16 protein-coding genes and 2 pseudogenes are annotated in these 19,139 nt (G+C 71.9%); 6 read left to right on the top strand and 12 right to left on the bottom strand.

From position 1 onward, the window contains the following. The 3 genes from BJF80_RS17070 (at position 1) to BJF80_RS17060 (ending at position 2,809) form a co-directional block, all read left to right on the top strand. The gene (locus tag BJF80_RS17070; protein ID WP_075815478.1) at positions 1–783 is read left to right on the top strand and encodes a DUF4191 domain-containing protein; all 783 of its coding nucleotides are present in this window, start codon (positions 1–3) and stop codon (positions 781–783) included. Positions 784–925: 142 nt separating this feature from the next. Further along, complete coding sequence (glnA, locus tag BJF80_RS17065; protein WP_022924803.1) at positions 926–2,350, top strand: type I glutamate--ammonia ligase; 1,425 nt, start codon at positions 926–928, stop codon at positions 2,348–2,350. 168 nt (positions 2,351–2,518) lie between these two features. Further along, the gene (locus tag BJF80_RS17060; protein ID WP_075815476.1) at positions 2,519–2,809 is read left to right on the top strand and encodes a DUF4192 family protein; all 291 of its coding nucleotides are present in this window, start codon (positions 2,519–2,521) and stop codon (positions 2,807–2,809) included. Between the two features lie 440 nt (positions 2,810–3,249). On the opposite strand, the gene BJF80_RS17055 is transcribed toward BJF80_RS17060, so the two are convergent. After that, positions 3,250–4,311 (bottom strand): low temperature requirement protein A, encoded by a 1,062-nt coding sequence (locus tag BJF80_RS17055; RefSeq protein ID WP_143554172.1) that lies wholly within the window; start codon positions 4,309–4,311, stop codon positions 3,250–3,252. Between the two features lie 104 nt (positions 4,312–4,415). Between BJF80_RS17055 and BJF80_RS17050 the strand changes: the two are divergent. Both BJF80_RS17050 and BJF80_RS17045 read left to right on the top strand, forming a co-directional pair. Further along, positions 4,416–5,483 (top strand): annotated as a pseudogene (locus BJF80_RS17050) (ATP-binding cassette domain-containing protein); the annotation flags it as partial. Further along, positions 5,480–5,872 carry a hypothetical protein gene (locus BJF80_RS17045; RefSeq protein ID WP_158068558.1) on the top strand — a complete coding sequence of 131 codons (393 nt, stop codon included), beginning with the start codon at positions 5,480–5,482 and terminating at the stop codon, positions 5,870–5,872. The pseudogene BJF80_RS17050 and the gene BJF80_RS17045, both read left to right, overlap by 4 nt. 120 nt (positions 5,873–5,992) lie before the next feature. Here BJF80_RS17045 and BJF80_RS17040 read toward each other — a convergent pair whose 3' ends face one another. The 3 genes from BJF80_RS17040 to BJF80_RS17030 are packed head-to-tail and all read right to left on the bottom strand — an operon-like array spanning position 5,993 to position 11,041. Further along, the gene (locus tag BJF80_RS17040; RefSeq protein WP_075815472.1) at positions 5,993–6,943 is read right to left on the bottom strand and encodes a prenyltransferase; all 951 of its coding nucleotides are present in this window, start codon (positions 6,941–6,943) and stop codon (positions 5,993–5,995) included. Continuing rightward, the gene (locus BJF80_RS17035) at positions 6,936–7,541 is read right to left on the bottom strand and encodes a class I SAM-dependent methyltransferase (RefSeq protein ID WP_158068557.1); all 606 of its coding nucleotides are present in this window, start codon (positions 7,539–7,541) and stop codon (positions 6,936–6,938) included. The genes BJF80_RS17040 and BJF80_RS17035 overlap by 8 nt, the downstream gene beginning before the upstream one ends. Before the next feature lie 20 nt (positions 7,542–7,561). Beyond that, complete coding sequence (locus BJF80_RS17030; RefSeq protein ID WP_075815468.1) at positions 7,562–11,041, bottom strand: TM0106 family RecB-like putative nuclease; 3,480 nt, start codon at positions 11,039–11,041, stop codon at positions 7,562–7,564. A gap of 120 nt (positions 11,042–11,161) precedes the next feature. On the opposite strand from BJF80_RS17030, the gene BJF80_RS17025 reads away from it, so the two are divergent. Beyond that, on the top strand, positions 11,162–11,881 hold the full coding sequence (locus BJF80_RS17025) for a potassium channel family protein (protein WP_022924813.1): 720 nt from the start codon (positions 11,162–11,164) through the stop codon (positions 11,879–11,881). Between the two features lie 10 nt (positions 11,882–11,891). On the opposite strand, the gene BJF80_RS20960 is transcribed toward BJF80_RS17025, so the two are convergent. The 8 genes and pseudogenes from BJF80_RS20960 to BJF80_RS17000 form a co-directional block, all read right to left on the bottom strand. Then, positions 11,892–12,089 carry an HIT family protein gene (locus tag BJF80_RS20960; RefSeq protein ID WP_269087422.1) on the bottom strand — a complete coding sequence of 66 codons (198 nt, stop codon included), beginning with the start codon at positions 12,087–12,089 and terminating at the stop codon, positions 11,892–11,894. Next, on the bottom strand, positions 12,047–12,298 hold the full coding sequence (locus BJF80_RS20955) for an HIT family protein (RefSeq protein ID WP_269087421.1): 252 nt from the start codon (positions 12,296–12,298) through the stop codon (positions 12,047–12,049). Before BJF80_RS20955 ends, BJF80_RS20960 begins: the two co-directional genes overlap by 43 nt. Before the next feature lie 10 nt (positions 12,299–12,308). After that, the gene (locus BJF80_RS20950; protein ID WP_202817248.1) at positions 12,309–12,995 is read right to left on the bottom strand and encodes an aminotransferase class III-fold pyridoxal phosphate-dependent enzyme; all 687 of its coding nucleotides are present in this window, start codon (positions 12,993–12,995) and stop codon (positions 12,309–12,311) included. After that, entirely contained in the window at positions 12,917–13,642 is a 726-nt protein-coding gene (locus BJF80_RS20945; RefSeq protein WP_202817247.1) for an aminotransferase class III-fold pyridoxal phosphate-dependent enzyme, read from the bottom strand. Before BJF80_RS20945 ends, BJF80_RS20950 begins: the two co-directional genes overlap by 79 nt. Positions 13,643–13,650: 8 nt before the next feature. After that, positions 13,651–14,784, bottom strand: coding sequence for an aspartate aminotransferase family protein (locus BJF80_RS17010; protein ID WP_237767684.1), 1,134 nt, complete (start codon positions 14,782–14,784; stop codon positions 13,651–13,653). Continuing rightward, the gene (locus tag BJF80_RS20600) at positions 14,775–15,020 is read right to left on the bottom strand and encodes a hypothetical protein (protein ID WP_237767680.1); all 246 of its coding nucleotides are present in this window, start codon (positions 15,018–15,020) and stop codon (positions 14,775–14,777) included. Before BJF80_RS20600 ends, BJF80_RS17010 begins: the two co-directional genes overlap by 10 nt. A gap of 121 nt (positions 15,021–15,141) precedes the next feature. Further along, positions 15,142–16,508: pseudogene (locus BJF80_RS20595) on the bottom strand (aldehyde dehydrogenase family protein). Positions 16,509–16,968: 460 nt separating this feature from the next. Further along, the gene (locus BJF80_RS17000; protein WP_075815466.1) at positions 16,969–19,110 is read right to left on the bottom strand and encodes a S9 family peptidase; all 2,142 of its coding nucleotides are present in this window, start codon (positions 19,108–19,110) and stop codon (positions 16,969–16,971) included. Positions 19,111–19,139: the final 29 nt, after the last annotated feature.

The following is a 19,139-nucleotide window of genomic DNA, read 5'->3' as shown; positions in this document are numbered from 1 at the left end:
ATGTCGAGCGCCACCACCGAGCCCGAGCCGAAGAAGCGCCGCTTCGGTCGCAACCGCAAGCCGAAGGACCCGAACAAGCCCGGTCGCATCGCGCAGGTGCGCCAGGTCTTCTCGATGACCCGCAAGGCCGACCCGTCGGCCGTGTGGTGGATGGTGCTCGCCGCGCTCGCGGTGCTCGTCGTGGCCCTGCTCGTCGGGCTGTGGCTGGACCAGGTGGTCTACCTCATGATCATCGGTGTGCCGCTGGCGCTGCTCGCGGCTGTCGTCATCCTCGGCCGTCGCGCTGAGCGCGCCGCCTTCACCCAGATCGAGGGTCAGCCCGGGGCGTCCTCGGCGGTGCTGCAGCAGCTGCGCCGCGGGTGGTACTACGACCAGGAGCCGGTGGCCGCCGAGGCGGGCGGCCAGGTGCGCGGTATGCGCGACCTCAACAACGCGGCGATGGTCTTCCGCGCGGTCGGCCGCCCCGGCGTCGTCCTCATCTCCGAGGGGCCACGGGGCTCCGCACAGCGGCTGGTCAAGGCCGAGGAGCGCAAGGTGGCCCGGGTGGTCGGGGGCGAGGTGCCGGTGCACACCATCACGGTGGGCAACGGCGAGGGGCAGACCCCGCTGCGCTCGGTGGTCAAGACCATCAAGCGCTTCGACAAGGCGCTCACCAACGACGAGGCGCTCGTCGTGCAGCAGCGCGTGAAGGCGCTGGGCAACCGCAACAAGCCGGCGGTCCCGGCGGGCATGGACCCGACGCGGCCGCCGCGTGCGAGCCGCCGCGCGCTTCGCGGGCGCTGACGCACGAGCGCACGCACAGGCATACCGGGGTGTAACACGGGCGTAACACCCGAGTGACCCCGCGGAAACCGCCTGCACGTAGGTTGTTCCTACCGGACCCGAACCCCGAGCCATCGCCTGGTCCGCGACAGGAGGAACTGGAATGTTCAGCAATGCCGATGAGGTGCTCGCCTACATCAAGGACGAGGACGTCAAGTTCATCGACGTCAGGTTCTGCGACCTGCCCGGTGTGATGCAGCACTTCAACGTCCCGGCGGGTAGTTTCGACCAGGACGCGTTCGACACCGGCCAGATGTTCGACGGGTCCTCGATCCGCGGCTTCAAGTCGATTCACGAGTCGGACATGAAGCTCATCCCGGACCCCCAGACGGCATACGTGGACCCGTTCCGCGCCGAGAAGACGCTCATCATGAACTTCTCGATCGTCGACCCGTTCACCGACGAGCCCTACGAGCGCGACCCGCGGCAGATCGCGCGCAAGGCGGAGGAGCACCTGGCCTCGACCGGCATCGCGGACACCGCCTTCTTCGGCGCCGAGGCGGAGTTCTACGTCTTCGACGACGTGCGCTTCGCGACCGGGCCGAGCGGGGGTTACTACCACATCGACTCGATCGAGGCGGCGTGGAACACCGGTCGCTCGGAGGACGGCGGCAACCGCGGTTACAAGCCCCGCTTCAAGGGGGGCTACTTCCCGGTGCCGCCGGTGGACCACTTCGCCGACATCCGCGACCGGATGGTGCTGGACCTGGCGACCGTCGGGCTCGACGTCGAGCGCGCGCACCACGAGGTCGGCACCGCCGGGCAGCAGGAGATCAACTACAAGTTCAACACCCTGCTCCACTCCGGCGACGACATGATGAAGTTCAAGTACGTCATCAAGAACAGCGCCTGGGCCGCCGGCAAGACCGCGACCTTCATGCCCAAGCCGCTCTTCGGTGACAACGGCTCGGGGATGCACACCCACCAGAGCCTGTGGAAGGACGGCGAGCCGCTGTTCTACGACGAGAACGGCTACGGCGGCCTGTCCGACATCGCCCGGTGGTACATCGGTGGTCTGCTGCAGCACGGCCCGGCACTGCTGGCCTTCACCAACCCGTCGCTGAACTCCTACCACCGCCTGGTGCCCGGCTTCGAGGCGCCGATCAACCTGGTCTACTCGGCCCGGAACCGGTCGGCCTGCGTCCGCATCCCGATCACCGGGTCCTCGGCCAAGGCCAAGCGCGTGGAGTACCGCGTGCCGGACCCGTCGGCGAACCCCTACCTGGCCTTCTCCGCCCAGCTGATGGCCGGCCTGGACGGGATCAAGAACCGCATCGAGCCGCCGGAGCCGGTCGACAAGGACCTCTACGAGCTGCCGCCGGAGGACCTGGCCGACATCGCGCAGTTGCCGACGTCGCTGCCGGAGGTGCTCGACGCGCTCGAAGACGACCACGCCTTCCTCACCGAGGGCGAGGTCTTCACCGAGGACCTGCTCGGCGCCTGGGTCGACTACAAGCGGGCCAACGAGATCACGCCGATGCGCCTGCGTCCGCACCCGCACGAGTTCGAGCTCTACTTCGACATCTGATGTGAGGGTTTTCACCCCCTGTCAGCAGTGGTCGAAAACGGCCCCTGACCTGGGAAAACGTCTTTCGGCGTCTTCCAGCGTCAGGGGCCGTTCTTCGTTGTTCTGCGGCCCCAGTGCGGCCCCCGAGGCAGACCGTTTGGCGCGGTCCGTGCCACACACCTGGGAGGTATGGCACTCTCCGTCCACTCCCCCGACGAGCTGATCGCGGTGATCCCGCACCTGCTGGGCTTCAAGCCCGAAGAGTCGATCGTGTTCCTACCGATGCGATCCGATCTCCCCGTCGCTCGCGTCGATCTACCGACTCAGGGACTGCCCCGAACCCGGGGCAGTCCCTCGGCCGTCGCGTCGCTGAGCCAGTCGCTCCATCAGATCGCGGAGTACCACGACGGACGGCACCGGAATGCGCAGTGGGCGCCAGCTGACGCGCCGAAGGCTCGGTCGGCCGCCTATCGAGTCTAGTGAGACCTTCACCGGGCGGGCGAGATGCTCCGTCCGGTCGGCGTCGTCATCGGCAACGCGCACGAAGCGGAGGCGATGCTCGCCTACCACCGCGAGTTCCCACAGCCATTGGTGTCCGGCGACCCGCTCAACCGTGGACTGTCGCTATGACGGAACCCGACGAGAGCCGCCTACACAGCTCCGTCCTCAACCTGCACCTGGCGACACGCGCGTGGCGACTGGGCCGTGCCTCCGTCGGCGAGCCCCTGCGAAACGCCGTCCGGTGAGGTCGTCCCAAGCCGTAGTTGCGAGAATCTGCGCCGCGATGGCACTGGACGATCAGGAGTCGTCGACCGGGCCGATCGCCGGGTGGTGCCAGAGTTCCCAGCTGGTGTGCAGCACGCAGACGAGGGTGAGCCCGGCGAGCGCCGCCAAAGCAGGCGCCACCACCGCGACCGGGATCAGCGAAGCAGCCCCCACTGCGGCCACCAGGCGACCGGTGGCGAGCTGGTGGTGGTCGCGCCATCGGTAGGCGACGTCGCGACGTAGAACATCGCGACGCCACCGGCCAGGGCGACGGCCGGCAACAAGGGGAGTGGCTCCACCGGTGCCGCGACTGCCTCGTGCACCCCGAGAGCGAAGAACACCACCCCGGCCACGAGCGGCAGATGCAGGTAGCTGTAGGAGTCGCGCGCGAGCCTTGACCGCTCCCGATCAGTGGTGCCGCGCAGCCGTCGTTCGGCACCGCCGCGCAGATAACCGAAGTAGGACCACCACAGACCGGCCGCGATCAGCACGGCGAGGAGGACGGCCGTCACAACACTCGGGCGCGGAAGAGCGGCTTCGGCGCCAGCGCCTACCCCGACGATCGCCTCACCCAGCGCGATGATGATGATCAGCCCGTGCCGCTCCACGAAGTAGGCAGGTGTCACGCTCCAACCGGTGGTCCCGACCAGGACCGGCCCCGACAGATCCATCACCGCGGCCACGATCCACAGCAACTCTCGTTCTGGCGTGTCGAAGAACGCCGCGGCCACCAGCACTGCCGGGCCGGCGAGCAGGGTGGGGACTAGTCGCAGCGCGGCCGAACCCACGTCCGCCTCGCCCCGCACGTCAAGAGCCAGCAGCACGACGTGGATCAGTCGGACCGCCAGGAAGGCAAGCGCAAAGACCAGCGCCCGCGCGCCGAACGCCTGCGGCAGCGCGACCGCCGCCATCAGCATGGCCGCCATCGCGAGAAAGAGCAGCAGGCGAGGCCCGGGTCCGTCGTGGTCGGAGGTGTTCGTCAGCCAGGCGTAGCAGGCCCACGCCCACCACACGGCAGCGAGCGCCAGAATCCCGCGGCCGAACCCCGCCCAGGAGATGTCCGCGAGCATCAGGACAGTGACCTGCGACATCGCGTAGACGAAGACCAGGTCGAAGAACAACTCCAGCGTTCCGACCGACCGATCTGCTGTGTCTTCGGCTGCGTGCTCATCCGCATTGTCGAGATCATCGTCACGCATTCGGTGCTCCTCACCCACTCGCCGACCTTGATGCTTGCCTACACCAACGCACAGTGGGCTTCGGAGGGCGGGCCCGTTTCGCCGTGGGAGTCTCAAGCACTCTTCGGGGGACGCGATACTTCGGAGGTCGAGTGCTTCACAGCGGCCCTGTTGCGGGCCTGGAGGACGTGACTGAGTCGGTCACCAGCGCCTACCTGTTCGGTCGCGCTGAGCGGCTCGTGCACGATGCGCGGGCCCCGCAGGGCTGGTTGCGACTGACCGGCGTACATCGCCACAACCTGCGCGACCTGTCTGTCGATTTCCCGCTATGCGTGCTGACCGCCGTCACCGGGGTGTCCGGGTCCGGCAAGTCGACCCTGGTCACCCAGGTCCTGGCCGAGGACCCGACTGCTCGTGAGTCATTCGACCGGCTGGTATTGGTCGATCAGCGCCCGATCGGCCGGACGCCGCGGTCCAACCTCGCGACGTACACGGGGATGTTCGATGCCGTGCGGAAGGTGTACGCCGCCACGGACGCGGCCCGGGCCCGCGGCTACGGCGCCGGCCGCTTCTCCTTCAACGTCGCCGGGGGCCGCTGCGAGACCTGTCAGGGCGAGGGATTCATCTCCGTCGAGCTACTGTTTCTGCCTGGCACCTACGCTCCCTGCCCGGCGTGCCACGGCGATCGCTACAACCCCGAGACGCTCCAGATCACCTACCGCGGCAAGAGCATCGCGGAGGTCCTCGACCTGTCCGTCGACGACGCCGCCACGTTCCTTGCCGACGTACCGGCCGCCGCACGCAGCCTGCAGAAGCTTCGCGAGGTGGGTCTGGGCTATCTGCGACTTGGACAGCCGGCGACCGAGCTCAGCGGCGGGAAGGCACAGCGCATCAAGCTCGCCACCGAGCTCCAGCGCGCTCACCGCGGCCATGCCCTCTACCTGCTCGACGAGCCGACCTCCGGACTCCACCCCGCAGACATCGCTCTGCTGCTGCGCCAGCTGCACCGGCTCGTCGACGCCGGCAACACGGTGGTCCTCGTCGAGCACGACCTCGACGCGATCGCCACCGCGGACTGGGTCATCGATCTCGGTCCGGGCGGAGGAGACGCCGGCGGTCGGGTTGTCGCGACCGGCATGCCGGCCGACATCGCGAGGGCCGAGGGCAGCGCGACCGCACCCTACCTCTCGCGGCGGTTCGAGCGGACATGAGCCGGGTGCGGGCGGGCGGTGTGCCGTCAGGCTGGCGCGCGGGCGCGGAGGCATCACGCCAAGAAGAATCCGTACATGTCATGAAAGATGAAGGCATGACCGTGTATCTCGCGTGGACCTCGGAGGACCTGCCTGACCTGGAGGGGCCGTGGCACGAGGCTCGGCTTGTGGCGCCCGGGCTGGTCGCCGTGGACAGCACCGAGTCGCTGTCAGCGGTCTATCACGCCATCAAGTGGTCCCTGGAGGGTGAGGCTTCGCTGATCGTGGTCCCCGTGCACCAGACGCCCAAGTCGCGGGGCATGGCTGCTGGCACCACTAGGTGGTTGCGTGAGCGGACTGCAAGGCAACCGCCCGGTGCGAACATCCGGGGCCTCACGTCATCCGATTGAGCTGTCCGGGCTGCCAGGCCACGGCCACGAGGGCTGCCAGGTGGGTTCTCCCACCTCAGGGAACGAGGATTAACGTAGGTGGGTGATGGACACGGGGAGAACGGAGCCGTCGGCGGGAGCTCAGGCGAGCACCCAGGCGGCACCGTGCAGCAGCAGGAAGAGCACCATGGCCGCGACCGACGGGCCGGGCGGGCCGTGCCCGAGGCGGGCGACGGCATACACCGACAGCGGCGCGACGAGCAGGCCGGCGGCTGCCACCGGCCAGGGGTGCACGACCACGCTCACCAGGTATGCCGCGACGATCGCCACTGCGCCGGCGCGTCGCAGCACTGGCGCGGACAGCCTCGAGGCGAGAGTGTGCTTGCCGACGGACCAGTCGGCCTCGCGGTCTGGCCACTGGGTCTCGAGCAGGTTGACGAAGGTCAGCAGCGCGAAGGGCACGAAGACCAGCACGGACCAGCCGAGCGGCGCCCCGGCGACCACGGCCCCGGTCGCCGGAAGCAGCAGGCCGCCGAGCACCGCGTTGACCACCTCGCCCCAGCCGTGCCGCGACCAGGGCCAGGGCCCCACCGAGTAGGTCCATCCCCCGACGAGCCCGACGAGAAGGAGCACCGCGACGAGCCCGCTCACCCACCCGGTCACCAGCCCCACCCCGACCACGACCACCGCGGCACCGCCCGCAGCCAGAGCGACCCGCAGGGCGAAGACCGCGGGCAGCCCGTGGTCCGCGAGCGCGCCGCTGCCCCCGGAGAAGCGTGTCCGCACGGTGCGGGCGTCGGTGGCAGCGTCCGCGAACTCGTTGACGGCATGCACGCTCACCGCCACGGCGATCACACCGGCAGCCGCCGTCAGGACGCCGAGAGGCGCCAACCCGGCACCACAGGGCGCACCGCCGGCCCCGGCCAGCCACCCGGCCAGCGTCGATCCCTGCTCGGTCGACGCACCCCTCGATCCGGCCAGCCAGCCGACCGCCGCGACCACGAGGACGAGCAGCACCTGGTCCGGTCGGCTCAGCCGGAACGCGGCGGCACCGCGCCCGGCCCACGGCCGACGGCGTCGCCCCTCACCCACCCCAGGTCCCGACGCAGACCCGGACGTGCCCGCCCCAGCGGCTCCAGGACCTCGTGCCACTCAAGTCGGGCTCGACGACGGTCCACGGGTGGGCGTCGATGTCGGCGCCGCCGAGCCAGCACGCGGCCTGGGCGAGCGGCGAGGCCCAGGCCGCGTTCCCCGTGGGACGGGCCATGTCGACCACGCCGACGCGTGCCCCCGACCGCAGCACGTCGCGGACGGCGCGCCACGCCTGGCCGGCGTCGGGGGCGAGCGACAGCGAGTAGGTGAAGAGCACGGCGTCGAACGCGTGTCCTGCGGCCGCCTCCACCAGCGCCCTCGGGTCTGTCATATCGCCCTCCACGAGGCGCAGGCGACCATCGTGGCTCCTGGTCCGACGCCGGCCGGCCCGCCCGAGCATCGCGGCGCTGCGGTCCAGCCCCACCACGAGCCCGGTCGGACCCACGTCGTGCATGAGGGCAGACAGGTTGAGCCCGGTCCCGCAGCCGACGTCCAGCACGCGCTCCCCCGGCCGCAGCCCCAGCGCGGGGATCGCGAGGCGTCGGCCCACGACATAGACCGGCTCACCGGACAGCAGGTCATAGGCGCGTGCGGTCAAGGGTCCGTAGCGCCCCACGCTCACCCGGCCCGCCCGCCGTCGCCGTCAGCGCGCGAGGCACCGGCGTCGCACAGGGCGACGAAGGCACCGAGCTGCAGCAGCGCGTCGGCGCTCGAGGGCAGGTGGGCGGTGAGAGCCTCGGAGCGGATGAGCACCGCCCTCCACCGCGCGCGGGAGATCGCCACGTTGAGCCGGTTGCGGCTGAGGAGGAAGCCCATGCCGCGCGGCACGTCGGCCGCCGAGGACGCGGTCATGGACAGGATCGCGACCACCGCCTCCTGGCCCTGGAACCTGTCGACCGTGCCGACCCGGACCCCGTCGAGCCCGGCCTCCTCGAGCGCGCCGCGGATGAGCACCACCTGGGCGTTGTAGGGCGCCACGACCAGCACGTCAGCGGGACCGAGCGGCCGGGGCGTGGCGGGGTCTGCCGGGTCCTCCCAGGTCGCGCCGAGGTAGGCCCGCACCTGGCGGACGACCTCGGCGGCCTCCTCCGGCGACTCGGTGCGGTTGCCTGCGTGAGCCACCCGCACGACCTCCAGCCCGGGCTCGACCCCGTCGAGCGACCGGGCAGCGGCCGGCGCCGCCGACCCGAGCTGACCGGCATACGCCAGCTCCGACACGGTCGCAGTGACCGCCGGGTGCATGCGGTAGGTCTGCTCGAGGAAGTACCCGTGCGCCGGGTCCAGCGTGGGCTCGCCGTGCATCAGCCATCCCAGCGCCGACTCGTTGACCGGCTCCGCGTGCGTGCCCTGGCTGACCTGCGGCAGCTGCTGCGGGTCGCCGAGCAGCAGCAGACGGGCTGCCGCAGCGCCCACCGCGATGGTCGGCGCGAGGGCGAACTGCCCGGCCTCGTCCACGACGAGCAGGTCCAGCCCACCCGGCTGGACCAGGTCGGGGTGGGAGAACGTCCAGGCCGTCCCGCCGAGCACGCACCCGGTCTCGCGGTGGTCCCCCAGGAAGGCCGCCCGGCCACCGACGGTGTCCGTCACGTCGACCCAGGGACGGTGGGGCGTCTCGTTCTTCGACTTGCCGACCAGCTCGGGGTCCAGGCCGGCGTCCACGACGCCGCCGAGGACGTTCTCCACCACCGCGTGCGACTGCGCCACGACCCCGACCCGCCAGCCGTGCTCCTCGACGAGCCGTCGGATCACCAGCGAGCCGGTGTAGGTCTTGCCGGTGCCGGGCGGACCCTGGATGGCGAGGTAGCTGCGGTCCAGCGCGAGCAGCGCCGACACGACGTCCTCAACCACGTCACCCGAGTGCGGCAGCGCCTCCCGCCCGAGCAGCCGCGGCGGCCGACGGGCCAGCAGATCGAGGGCGGGTGCGGCCGGGAGGTCGGGCGCTCGTGCCGACTCCTGCGCCACCCGGGCGATGGCCTCGGCGAGCTGTCTCGCGTCCGGTGGTGCCGCGGGCACCAGCGCCACCGGCAGGTCGGCGAACGTCTCGGCCTCCTTGCGCCGCTCGGACACGACCAGCACGCGCGCGTCGTGCGGGTCGGGCGCGACCGCAGACGTATCAGCCGCGGCGAACGGCGCACCCTCCGGGCCTCGGGACCCGGTCGGTGCGGGCGTGGGGTAGACCAGCTGGCCCCGGTCACGGACCGTGCTGCCCCGGCCCCAGTCGCCGGTCAGCCGGACGGTGCGCTGCAGCGAGCGGGCCCGACCTCCCGGGTGCTCCCAGTCCGCCACCACCTCGGCGGACTCGACCGCGAAGACGTCGCGGGAACGGGCCCACGACCCCAACGGATGACCCAACCGGTCGTAGTGCCCCCACCAGAACTGCTTGGCCTCCCGGGCGTGGTAGCCGAGCGCCGTGGCCAGCATGGCGTAGGCCTGCTCGGCCGTGGAGCGGCGCGACCGGGTGTCGGGCCCGGAGCGCGCGGTCAGCGCCGCCATGAGGGCGTCCTGCTCCTGCGCCGCCTCCCGTGGCTCGTCGTCGAGGGCGCGCGGCACGACGAGGTGACGGACACCCGCCTCCTGCGCCCGCTCCAGCAGCCAGTCGCGCAGCCCCAGGGTCGACCGGCAGTCGTAGGCGTTGTAATCGGCGAGCGCGTCCAGCCGCTCCATGGCCCGCTCCGGGTCCTCCTGCGCCCAGAGCCGGAACTCGTGGTAGGCCAGGATGGACGCGTCGCCGCTGACCACGCCGTCCTCGGACCGCAGCTCGGCACCCATGTAGAGCGGCTCCAGCGCCTTGATGCTGTAGGACGGCGCCGAGGTCATCACCGAGCCGCGGACGACGGCATACAGGTCGACGAAGACCTCCGCGCGCAGCAGGGCGTCGAGCTCCTCCTCACGCACCTGGTAGCGCATGGCCATCGCCTTGAGCGCGGACGTCTCGTACGGCGCGTAGTGGTAGACGTGCAGGTCCGGCCACCGCAGACGGCGTGCACCCAGGTCGTCCACGAACGCCACGAAGGCCGCACGCTCCTCGGCGAACGAGTGCGCCCACACCGCGGTGTAGGTGCCCGCCGTGTCGGTCGTCCCCCAGAGGTACTGCAGCCCGGTCCGGGAGCGGTCCCCCTCGTGGTGGTGCGGGTCGCCCTCGAAGTCGAAGAAGAGGTCGCCCTCGCTGGGTGCCGGCAGCAGGGCCAGGGTCGTCGCGGCCGTCCCGAGCAGGGCGTATGCCGCCTCCCCGGGTGGGGTGCCCGCCTGCAGCGCCGCCTGGGCCCGCAGCCGCTCGAAGCTCTCCGCAGGCATGTCCGGCGGCCGCTCGGTCGCCCGGGCGAGGTCGGCGACGGTGCGCAGCCCGGTGGCGCGCAGCTGCTCCCGCTGCACGCCGTGCACCCCGGCGACGAGGAGGAGGTCCTGGTGCTCCTCGACCGCCCGCCGGCACTCCTCGCAGCGTCCGCACGCGGCATACCTCCCCTGCTCCCAGCTCGTGGGTTCGCCCGCGGCGACGTGCCCGCGCACCAGGCGGCGGAAGCGGGCGCGCACCTCCCGGAAGACCCCGGCGACGTCGGCGGTCGCGACGTCGAGCCGCTCCCCCGAACCCAGCAGCAGGCTGACCGTGGCCGAGGTCGGCACACCCAGCCCGCGCAGCTGCTCGGCGTAGGCACCCAGCTGGACCAGCGCCCGGGCCGATGCCGAGCGGGCCAGCTTGGCGTCGCACACCCGCCAGCCGTCCTCGGCCCGCTCCACGACGTCGGCGAAGCCGAGCATCTCCCCGTCGAAGACGCAGGCCTGGGACAGCGTCCGGGCCGGGCCCTGCAGCGCCCGGACGGTGGCCTGTGCCGACTCCCGCAGCCCGTCGAGCGTCGGGGGCCACTGCGGTCGCGCCAGCTCGAGCACCTCGCCCTGCTCCCGGTAGGCCGCGAGCAGCTCGTCCTCGTGCCGCTGCCCGAGCGCGGCCAGGTGCTCCCCCATGGGATCGGGTGCGGTGGCGGGCGGCTCGGCCCACCCGAGCTGCGCGTCGAGACCGCGGAGGAAGGAGAACTCGCAGTCCAGCGCTGCCCCGAGGTCGGACGGGCTCCACACCAGCCGATGACCGTCGAGCGCGAACATGGCCCTACCCTCCCCGATGGCACCGACGGACCCGCGGCCGGGTCGGGCCTGCCGCGGCCGCGGGCCGGGCGCAGGAGGCGACGCCCCGGCCACGCTCCACGCCCCTGGGATCATGGCCGCATGAACCGCCTGGAGCGCTGGGAGTCCCGCACCCAGATCCCCCTCATGATCGCCGCCCTCGTCTTCCTGGTCGCCTTCGCGGTGCCGATCGTCGACCCCGGCCTGCCGACGGGGCTGCGGGGCACCCTCATGACGGTCCAGGACGTCGTCTGGGTGATCTTCCTGGTGGACTACGTCTACCGCCTCGTCGTGGCACCGAAGAAGTGGGAGTTCGTCCGCAGGCACCCGATCGACCTCGCGGCCGTCGCACTCCCCGCCCTGCGCCCGCTGCGTCTCGTCGCCGCGCTGTCCTTCGTGCACCAGGTGGCCGGGGAGAAGCTGCGGGGCCACGTCGCGATGTATGTCGGTGTCGCGACGATCCTCGTCGTCACCATCTCCTCCCTCGCCGTCCTCAACGTCGAGCGCGGCGAGCCGGGGGCCAGCATCGAGACCTGGCAGGACGCCCTGTGGTGGTCCTTCGTCACGGTGACGACCGTCGGCTACGGCGACTACTCGCCGGTCACGGTCGAGGGTCGGCTCTTCGCCGTCGGGCTCATGCTCTGCGGCATCGCCCTGCTCGGCATCGTCACCGCCAGCCTGGCCTCCTGGTTGATCGAGCGGATCGCCGAGCCCGACCCGGCCAGGCAGCCGGCCACCGCCGCCGACGTCACGGCGCTCACCGAGCAGGTGCGCGAGCTGCGGGCCGAGGTCGCGGCCCTGCGCGGGGAGGAGGGACCCTGACCGCGCCGCCTCAGCTCAGAGCCGCCCGCAGCTCCTCGGCATACCGCGCGGCCTCACCGTCGGCATACCTCACCCGAGGCCAGAAGAAGCCCCGGAGACCATCACCCTTCGTCCGCGGCACCACGTGCGCGTGCAGGTGCGGCACCGACTGACTGACGGTGTTGTTCATCGCGACGAAGGTGCCCTGCGCCCCGAGCTCGTCGCGCACGACCGCGGCGACCTCGCGCACCGTGGCGAAGAACGGCTCGACCAGGCGTCCGGCAGCTCGGTCAGGGTGTCGACGTGCTCGCGCGGGACGAGGAGCACGTGGCCCTTGAAGACCGGACGGACGTCGAGGAAACCCACCACGTGCTCACGGTCCAGGACCACGTGCGCGGGCTCCTCACGGGCGACGATGCGGCAGAACAGGCAGGACATGGACCGAACGCTAGCCGCCGGCACCGACACCGCCGAGCACGTCACGTAGGCCCTGCGCCACCCCGGCGGCGATCCGGTCCACCTCGTCGTCGGTGACCACCAGCGGCGGGCCGAGCAGCAGCAGGTCACCACGCCGTCCGTCGGCACAGCCGGTGCCCGGGTAGACGAGCACCCCCTGCTCCCGGCAGGCCTCCAGCACGCGTTCGGTGACGCGCTCGCTGCGCTCGAAGGGCTCCCGGGTCGCCGGGTCGGCGACCAGCTCCACCGCCTGCAGCAGGCCGCGGCCCCGCACGTCCCCGACCACGCGCACGTCGGCGAGCTCCCGGCGCAGCGCCGCGTGCAGCCGCTCCCCCTGCCGAGCGGAGGCCTCGACCAGGCCCTCACGCTGCAGGACCCGCAGCACCGCCAGCCCGGTGGCGGCGCCGACGACGTGGTGGGAGTAGGTGAAGCCGTGGACGAAGCCGCCCTCGCGCAACGTGTCGTGCACCGCACCGCTGGCGACCGCCAGACCCAGGGGCCAGTAACCGGAGGCGGTGCCCTTGCCCGCGACGAGCAGGTCCGGGCGCAACCCGAAGTGGTCGCCGCCGAACCAGGCGCCGGTGCGACCGAAACCGGTCATCACCTCGTCGGCGACGACGAGGACGCCGTGGCGCGCGCACACCTCGGCGATCGCCGGCCAGTAGTCGTCTGGCGGCACGCAGGCGCGAGCCCGGCCCCGGAGATCGGCTCGGCGACGAAGGCGGCCACGCGCGCCGGCCCGAGCCCCTGGATCTCCGCCTCCAGCGCCTCGGCGTGCCGCTGCGCGCAGCCGTCGGGATGGGCCTCGGGGAAGGGGCAGCGGTACTCGTACGGGGTGCTGGTGTGCGCGACCCCGGTCAACCAGGGCAGGTAGGGCTGCCGCAGCCCCTGCCGTCCCGAGACGCTGAGTGCCCCGCGGGTGTTGCCGTGGTAGGAGCCGTGCCGTCCGATGACGACGTCCCGGTCCTCGCCCCGCGCGAGGTGGTAGGCCCGCGCCATCTTCAGCGCGGACTCCACCGCCTCGCTCCCTCCCGAGACCGGGTAGATGCGGGGGTTCTCGAGCGGGAGCAGCGGGCCCAGGGCGTCGGCATACTCCTCCAGGACCTCGCTGGAGAAGGCCGAGCCGTGGACGTAGGCGACCCGGGAGGCCTGGGCGGCGGCCGCCTCGACCACCTCGGTGACGCCGTGACCGATGCCCACGACGACGGCGCCGCCCGCGGCGTCGAGGTAGCGCCGGCCCTCGACGTCGACCAGCTCGGCACCGCGGCCGTGGTCGACGCGGACCCGCTCGGCGCCACCGCGGGAGAAGACGTGCGCCGAGGCCACGACGGGGCTCAGCCCTGTCGGTCGGCGACGGCGGTCGCGACCGCCTCGCCGAAGATCCGCAGCCCGATCCGCGCCTCCTCCGGCGTGACCACGAGCGGCGGCGACATCCGCACGACGCTCTCGCCCGCCTCGAGGACGAGCAGCCCCCGCTCGAAGGCCGCCTGCTGGACCGCGCCCGACAGGGCTCCGTCGGCGAACTCGACGCCGATCATCAGCCCGACGCCGCGCACGTCGACGACGGCGTCCGGGTGCTGCGCCTGGATCTCGCGCAGCCCGGTCAGGAGCTGGTCACCGACCTCGCGCGCGTGGCCCAGGAGACTCTCGGACTCGATGACCCGAAGTGTCGCCAGCCCGGCGGCGCACGGCACCGGGCTGCCGCCGTAGGTCGACCCGTGGGTGCCGACGCCCCAGCTCTCCATGAGCGAGGCGCGGGCGATGAAGGCGCCGAGCGGGAGACCGGAGGCGATGCCCTTGGCGGACAGCAGCACGTCCGGCTCGACGCCGGTCTGCTCGATCGCCCACATCGTGCCGGTCCGGCCCATCCCGCACTGGACCTCGTCGGCGATCAGCAGGATGCCGTGCTCGTCGCACAGCTCGCGCAACCGTCGCATCCAGCCGTCGCCCGGGACGATGTAACCGCCCTCGCCCTGGATCGGCTCGACGAAGATCGCGGCGACCTCGCTCGGGGCCACGTCGTGGCGGAAGATCGTCTCCAGCGCCTCGAAGGTCGCGGTGTCCTGCTCGTCCTGCCCGGCGGCGACCTTGGCGGGGTCGGCGTACGGGACGTGGATCACGCCGGGCAGCAGCGGCCCGAACCCCTGGTGGTACTTCGGCTTGGAGCTGGTGAGCGAGACCGCGCCCATGGTGCGGCCGTGGAAGGCGCCGTAGAAGCTGACGACGTAGGGCCGCTTCGTGGCGTAGCGGGCCAGCTTGAGGGCGCCCTCGACCGCCTCCGCGCCGGAGTTGGTCAGGAAGACCCGGACCGGCTCGCTCATGGGAGCGGTGCGCGCGAGGGCGGTGCACATCTGCGAGTAGACGGGCAGGAAGAAGTCGCTGGCCGAGTAGTGCAGCAGGTCGGCGGCCTGGTCCTGGACGGCGCGCACCACCTCCGGGTGGGCGTGCCCGGTCGAGTTCACCGCGATGCCCGCGTTGAAGTCGAGGAAGAGGTTGCCGTCGACGTCCTCGATCCGGCAGCCGCGCCGCGGTGCGGGGCGAAGGGGTAAGCGCGCGGGAGCGAGGGGCTGGTCACGGCCTGGTCGCCCGCGACGATCTCGCGGGTGCGCGGCCCCGGCAGCTCGGTGCGCAGGTCGGGGACGGGACGGGTGGGGTCGGCCCAGTCAGTGGTTGGCTCGCTGGGCGCCAGGGCGGTGTCGGTCATCGGGTCTCCTTGACGAAGGTTCTGGTATGCCCCCTCCGCCGGACGGAAGGGGTGTTCGGGCGGGAGGGGTGTGGTCGGGGTGTGGACGGAAGGGGTGTCCGGTCGGGAGTGCTCGGGCGCGTCAGCCGCTGACGATCGTCTGCGACTGCTCGCGCATGAAGAGCTGGACGTAGTGCAGGCCGCCACCGGCCTTGCCCGAGCTGCCCGAACCCTTCCAGCCTCCGAACGGCTGCACTCCCGGCCAGGCGCCTGTGGTGGCGCCGGCCGGCCGGTTGACGTAGACGACGCCGGCCTCGATCTGGGCGAGGAAGCGGTCGATCTCGTCCTGCTCGCCGGCGAAGAGGCCGGCGGTGAGCCCGAAGACCGTGTCGTTGGCCCGCTCCAGCGCCTCGTCCAGGGAGTCGACCGGGGCGACGACCGCCAGCGGCACGAAGAGCTCGGTGCTGAAGAGCTCGTCGTCGGCCGGGAGGCCGGAGATGAGGGTGGGCTGGACGAAGTAGCCCGGGTGGCCCTCGGCCCCCTGCAGCACCTCGCCCCCGGCGACGACCGTGCCTCCGGCCTCGCGGGCGTGCTCCACCGCGGCGCGGAATCGCTCGACCGCCTCGGCGTCGATGACCGGGCCGCAGAACGTCGCTCGCTCCAGCGGGTCCCCGACGACGACCTCGCTCACCGCCTTGCCCAGGGTCTGGACCAGCTCGTCGTGGACCGAGGCGTCGACATACACCCGGGAGCAGGCAGAGCACTTCTGGCCCGAGGCCCCGGCGATGGACCGGGTGATCCCCTTGGCCGCCGCGTCGAGGTCGGCGACGCGGTGACGATGGTCGGGTTCTTGCCGCCCATCTCGGTGATGACCGGGCGCGGGTAGTCGCCGCGGAAGGCGTCCATGACCGCCCGGCCTCCCGCGTAGGACCCGGTGAAGGTCAGGCCGTCGATGCCGGGGTGGGCGACGACCGCCTTCCCGACGTCGTCGCCGCCGGGCAGGATCTGCATGAGTCCCTCGGGCAGGCCGGCCTCGAGCATCGTCTCGTAGAGCTTCCACGCGACGTGGGTGCCCTGGACCGAGGGCTTGAGCACGACCGAGTTGCCCGCCACCAGGGCGGCGGCGGCCGGTCCGGCGGCGAGCGCCATGGGGAAGTTGAACGGGCTGATCACGCCCCAGACCCCGTGCGGGCGCAGCACCGAGCGGGTGGTCTCGGTGTCCGAGAGCTGCTCCATGGCGGCCTCGAATCCGCCGTTCTTCTCCACCTGCTCGCAGTAGTAGCGGAAGAAGACCGCGGCCTCCTCGACGTCGCCCAGGGCCTCGAGCCGGTTCTTGCCGACCTCGATGGTCATGAGGGCCGCGAGCTCGTTGGCCCGCTCGCTGATGAGGTCCGCGACGTCGCGCAGCACCGGCAGCCGCTCCTGCCAGGGCGTCGCTGCCCAGTCCCGGCCGGCGGCGCGGGCGGCCTCGACGGCCGCGTCGACCGCGCCCGGGGAGGCGGCGCGCACCCGGGCCACGAGGACGGAGGGGTCGGCCGGGCTGAACACCTCGACCGGGTCGCCGGGGCGGGGTCGCCGGGCGCGAGATCTCGGCGCCCAGCCAGCTCTTCGCGACCCCCACCCCGGCCTCGTAGGCGGTGTGCAGGTCCTCGTTGTCGGCAGTCAGGGTGGCGTAGGTCACCTTGTAGGGCTCGGACACGGCGTCGTCTCCTCACATCTCGCGGATCGTCAAGTTCATCCGCCATACTGCCAGATCCTCAGGACGATTGACGGAAGAATCTCGCACACACCGGAAATCCTCCTGTATGCACGCTGCTGGATCGCAGCGGGTCTGCTGCTCGGGTAGGCGTGGCCCAGGAGATTGGGCTGGGCATGGTGGACGCCGCCCCGGACACGACGGAGCCCTACGAGGCGGCGGTAGCCGACCTCGAGGAGGCACCTGCGTGCGAGCTCAGCGCCTGACCTCGGCTCACGGACGCTGGTCCGGGGTCGCGTCGACCTGGGTGGCGTCGAGCTGGTCCAGCACGAAGGCGATCTCGAAGGCGGTCTCCCGCCACGCGTCGTAACGGCCCGTCTTGCCGCCGTGACCGGCGACCATCTCGGTCTTGAGCAGGATCGGCCGGTCCTGCGGGTCGCTCGTCACCGTCTCCCGCAGCCGGGCCACCCACTTGGCCGGCTCGACGTAGTAGACCCGGGTGTCGTTGAGCCCGGTCGTCGCCAGGATCGCCGGGTAGTCGACAGGACGGATGTTCTCGTAGGGGGTGTAGGACCGCATGAGCGCGTAGATCTGCGCCGACTCGACCGGGTTGCCCCACTCCTCCCACTCGCTGACCGTGAGCGGCAACGAGGGGTCGAGGATCGTGGTGAGGGCGTCCACGAAGGCCACCCCGGCGTGCACCACCCGGAACCGCTCGGGCGCCAGGTTGAGGACCGCCCCCATGAGCAGTCCTCCGGCGGAGCGACCCTCGGCGGCCAGCCGGTCCGGCGCGACCCAGCCGGTCGCCACGAGGTGCTCCGCGCAGGCCACGAAGTCGGTGAAGGTGTTGGTCTTGCGCTCCATGCGCCCGTCCTCGTACCACCCCCGGCCCAGCTCGCCGCCCCCGCGGACGTGGGCGACGGCATACACCACCCCGCGGTCGAGGTAGGACAGCCGGGAGACGGAGAAGTGCGGGTCGACCGAGATCTCGTAGGAGCCGTAGCCGTACAGCAGCCCCGGGTGCGTGCCGTCGGGCGACAGGTCCGCCCGGGCGACGAGCGAGATCGGCACCCGCGTGCCGTCCTGCGCCGTGGCCCAGAGCCGCAGCTGCTGGTAGTCCTGCGGGTCGTAGCCGCCGAGCACCGGCTGACGCTTGACGAGCGTGAGCGTCCCGCTGCCGAGGTCGAGGTCGTAGACGCTGCGCGGGGTCACCATCGACTCGACGAGGACCTGCAGGGTGTCGGTGTCGTAGGTCGGGTTGCTGCCCGACTCGATGGTGTAGACCGCCTCGTCGACCGGCACCTGGTAGCCCTCCCCCACCGGGCGACCCTCGCAGGACAGCGGCAGGACCTGCAGCTGGGTCAGGCCGTCGCGGCGCAGCGAGAGCACGAGGTGACCGGCGAAGGCCTCCACCCCCGCGAGCCGGACGCCGTCCTCGCCGGGCAGGACCGTGGACCAGTCGTCCGCCGAGGTGCTGTCCGCCGGCGCCACGGCCAGCGCGAAGTCCCGGTGGTCACGGTTGTGCACGATCCACAGCCGGTCACCGGCCGGCTCGACGTCGTACTCCACGCCCTCCTCGCGGGCAGCCACCACCCGGACCGCCCCGGTGGGGTCCTCGGCGTCCACGAGCCGCACCTCCGAGGTGTTCTTGCTGCCGAGCCAGATGAGGACGTGCCGGTCGTCACGTGAGGTGCCGACCCCCATCCAGAACCGCTCGTCGTCCTCCTGGTGCACGAGCACGTCGTCCTGCGCCGGCATGCCGACCTGGTGCCGCCAGACCTGGAAGGGGCGCCAGGCGTCGTCGACGCGGGTGTAGAACAGGTGCTCGCCGTCGACGCTCCACGCCGTGCCGTAGCCGATCCCGGTCACGGCGTCGTCGACCACCTCTCCGGTCTCGAGGTCCTTGACGCGCAGGTCGAAGCGCTCGTCACCGGTCGTGTCGACGGCGTAGGCCAGCCGCTCCCCGTGCGCGGTGACGTCGAAGGCCCCCAGGCTGAAGAACTCCTCCCCCTGCGCCTCGGCGTTGCCGTCGAGCAGCACCTGCTCCCCCTCCGGTGCGGCGCCGGGGTCCAGCTCGGGCCGCTCCGGGGACTCGCCCACCGCGACCCGGCCGTGCACGGCGTACTGCTCCCCCTCGATCGTGCGGCTGTAGTACCACCAGTCGCGGTGGCGCACCGGGACCGAGAGGTCAGTCTGCTGGACCCGGTCCTTGATCTCGGTGAAGACCCGCTCGCGCAGGCCGTCCAGGTGGCTGGTCCGCGCCTCGGTGTAGGCGTTCTCCGCCTCGAGGTGCGCGACGACCTCGGGGTCGGTCTTGTCGCGGAGCCACTCGTAGGGGTCCGTGACGTCCTCGCCGTGGTGGGAGCGGACGACGTCGACGCGGGCGGCTCGGGGCGGGGCGGGCTGATCGGTCACCCGCCCCACGCTAACCCTCCGCGGGTCCC

Origin of the sequence: Serinicoccus sp. CUA-874 (genome assembly GCF_001942225.1) — a bacterium.
Classification (GTDB): domain Bacteria; phylum Actinomycetota; class Actinomycetes; order Actinomycetales; family Dermatophilaceae; genus Ornithinicoccus; species Ornithinicoccus marinus.
Note: the sequence above shows the minus strand (reverse complement) of the source record. Positions and strands in the feature narration are given on the sequence as shown.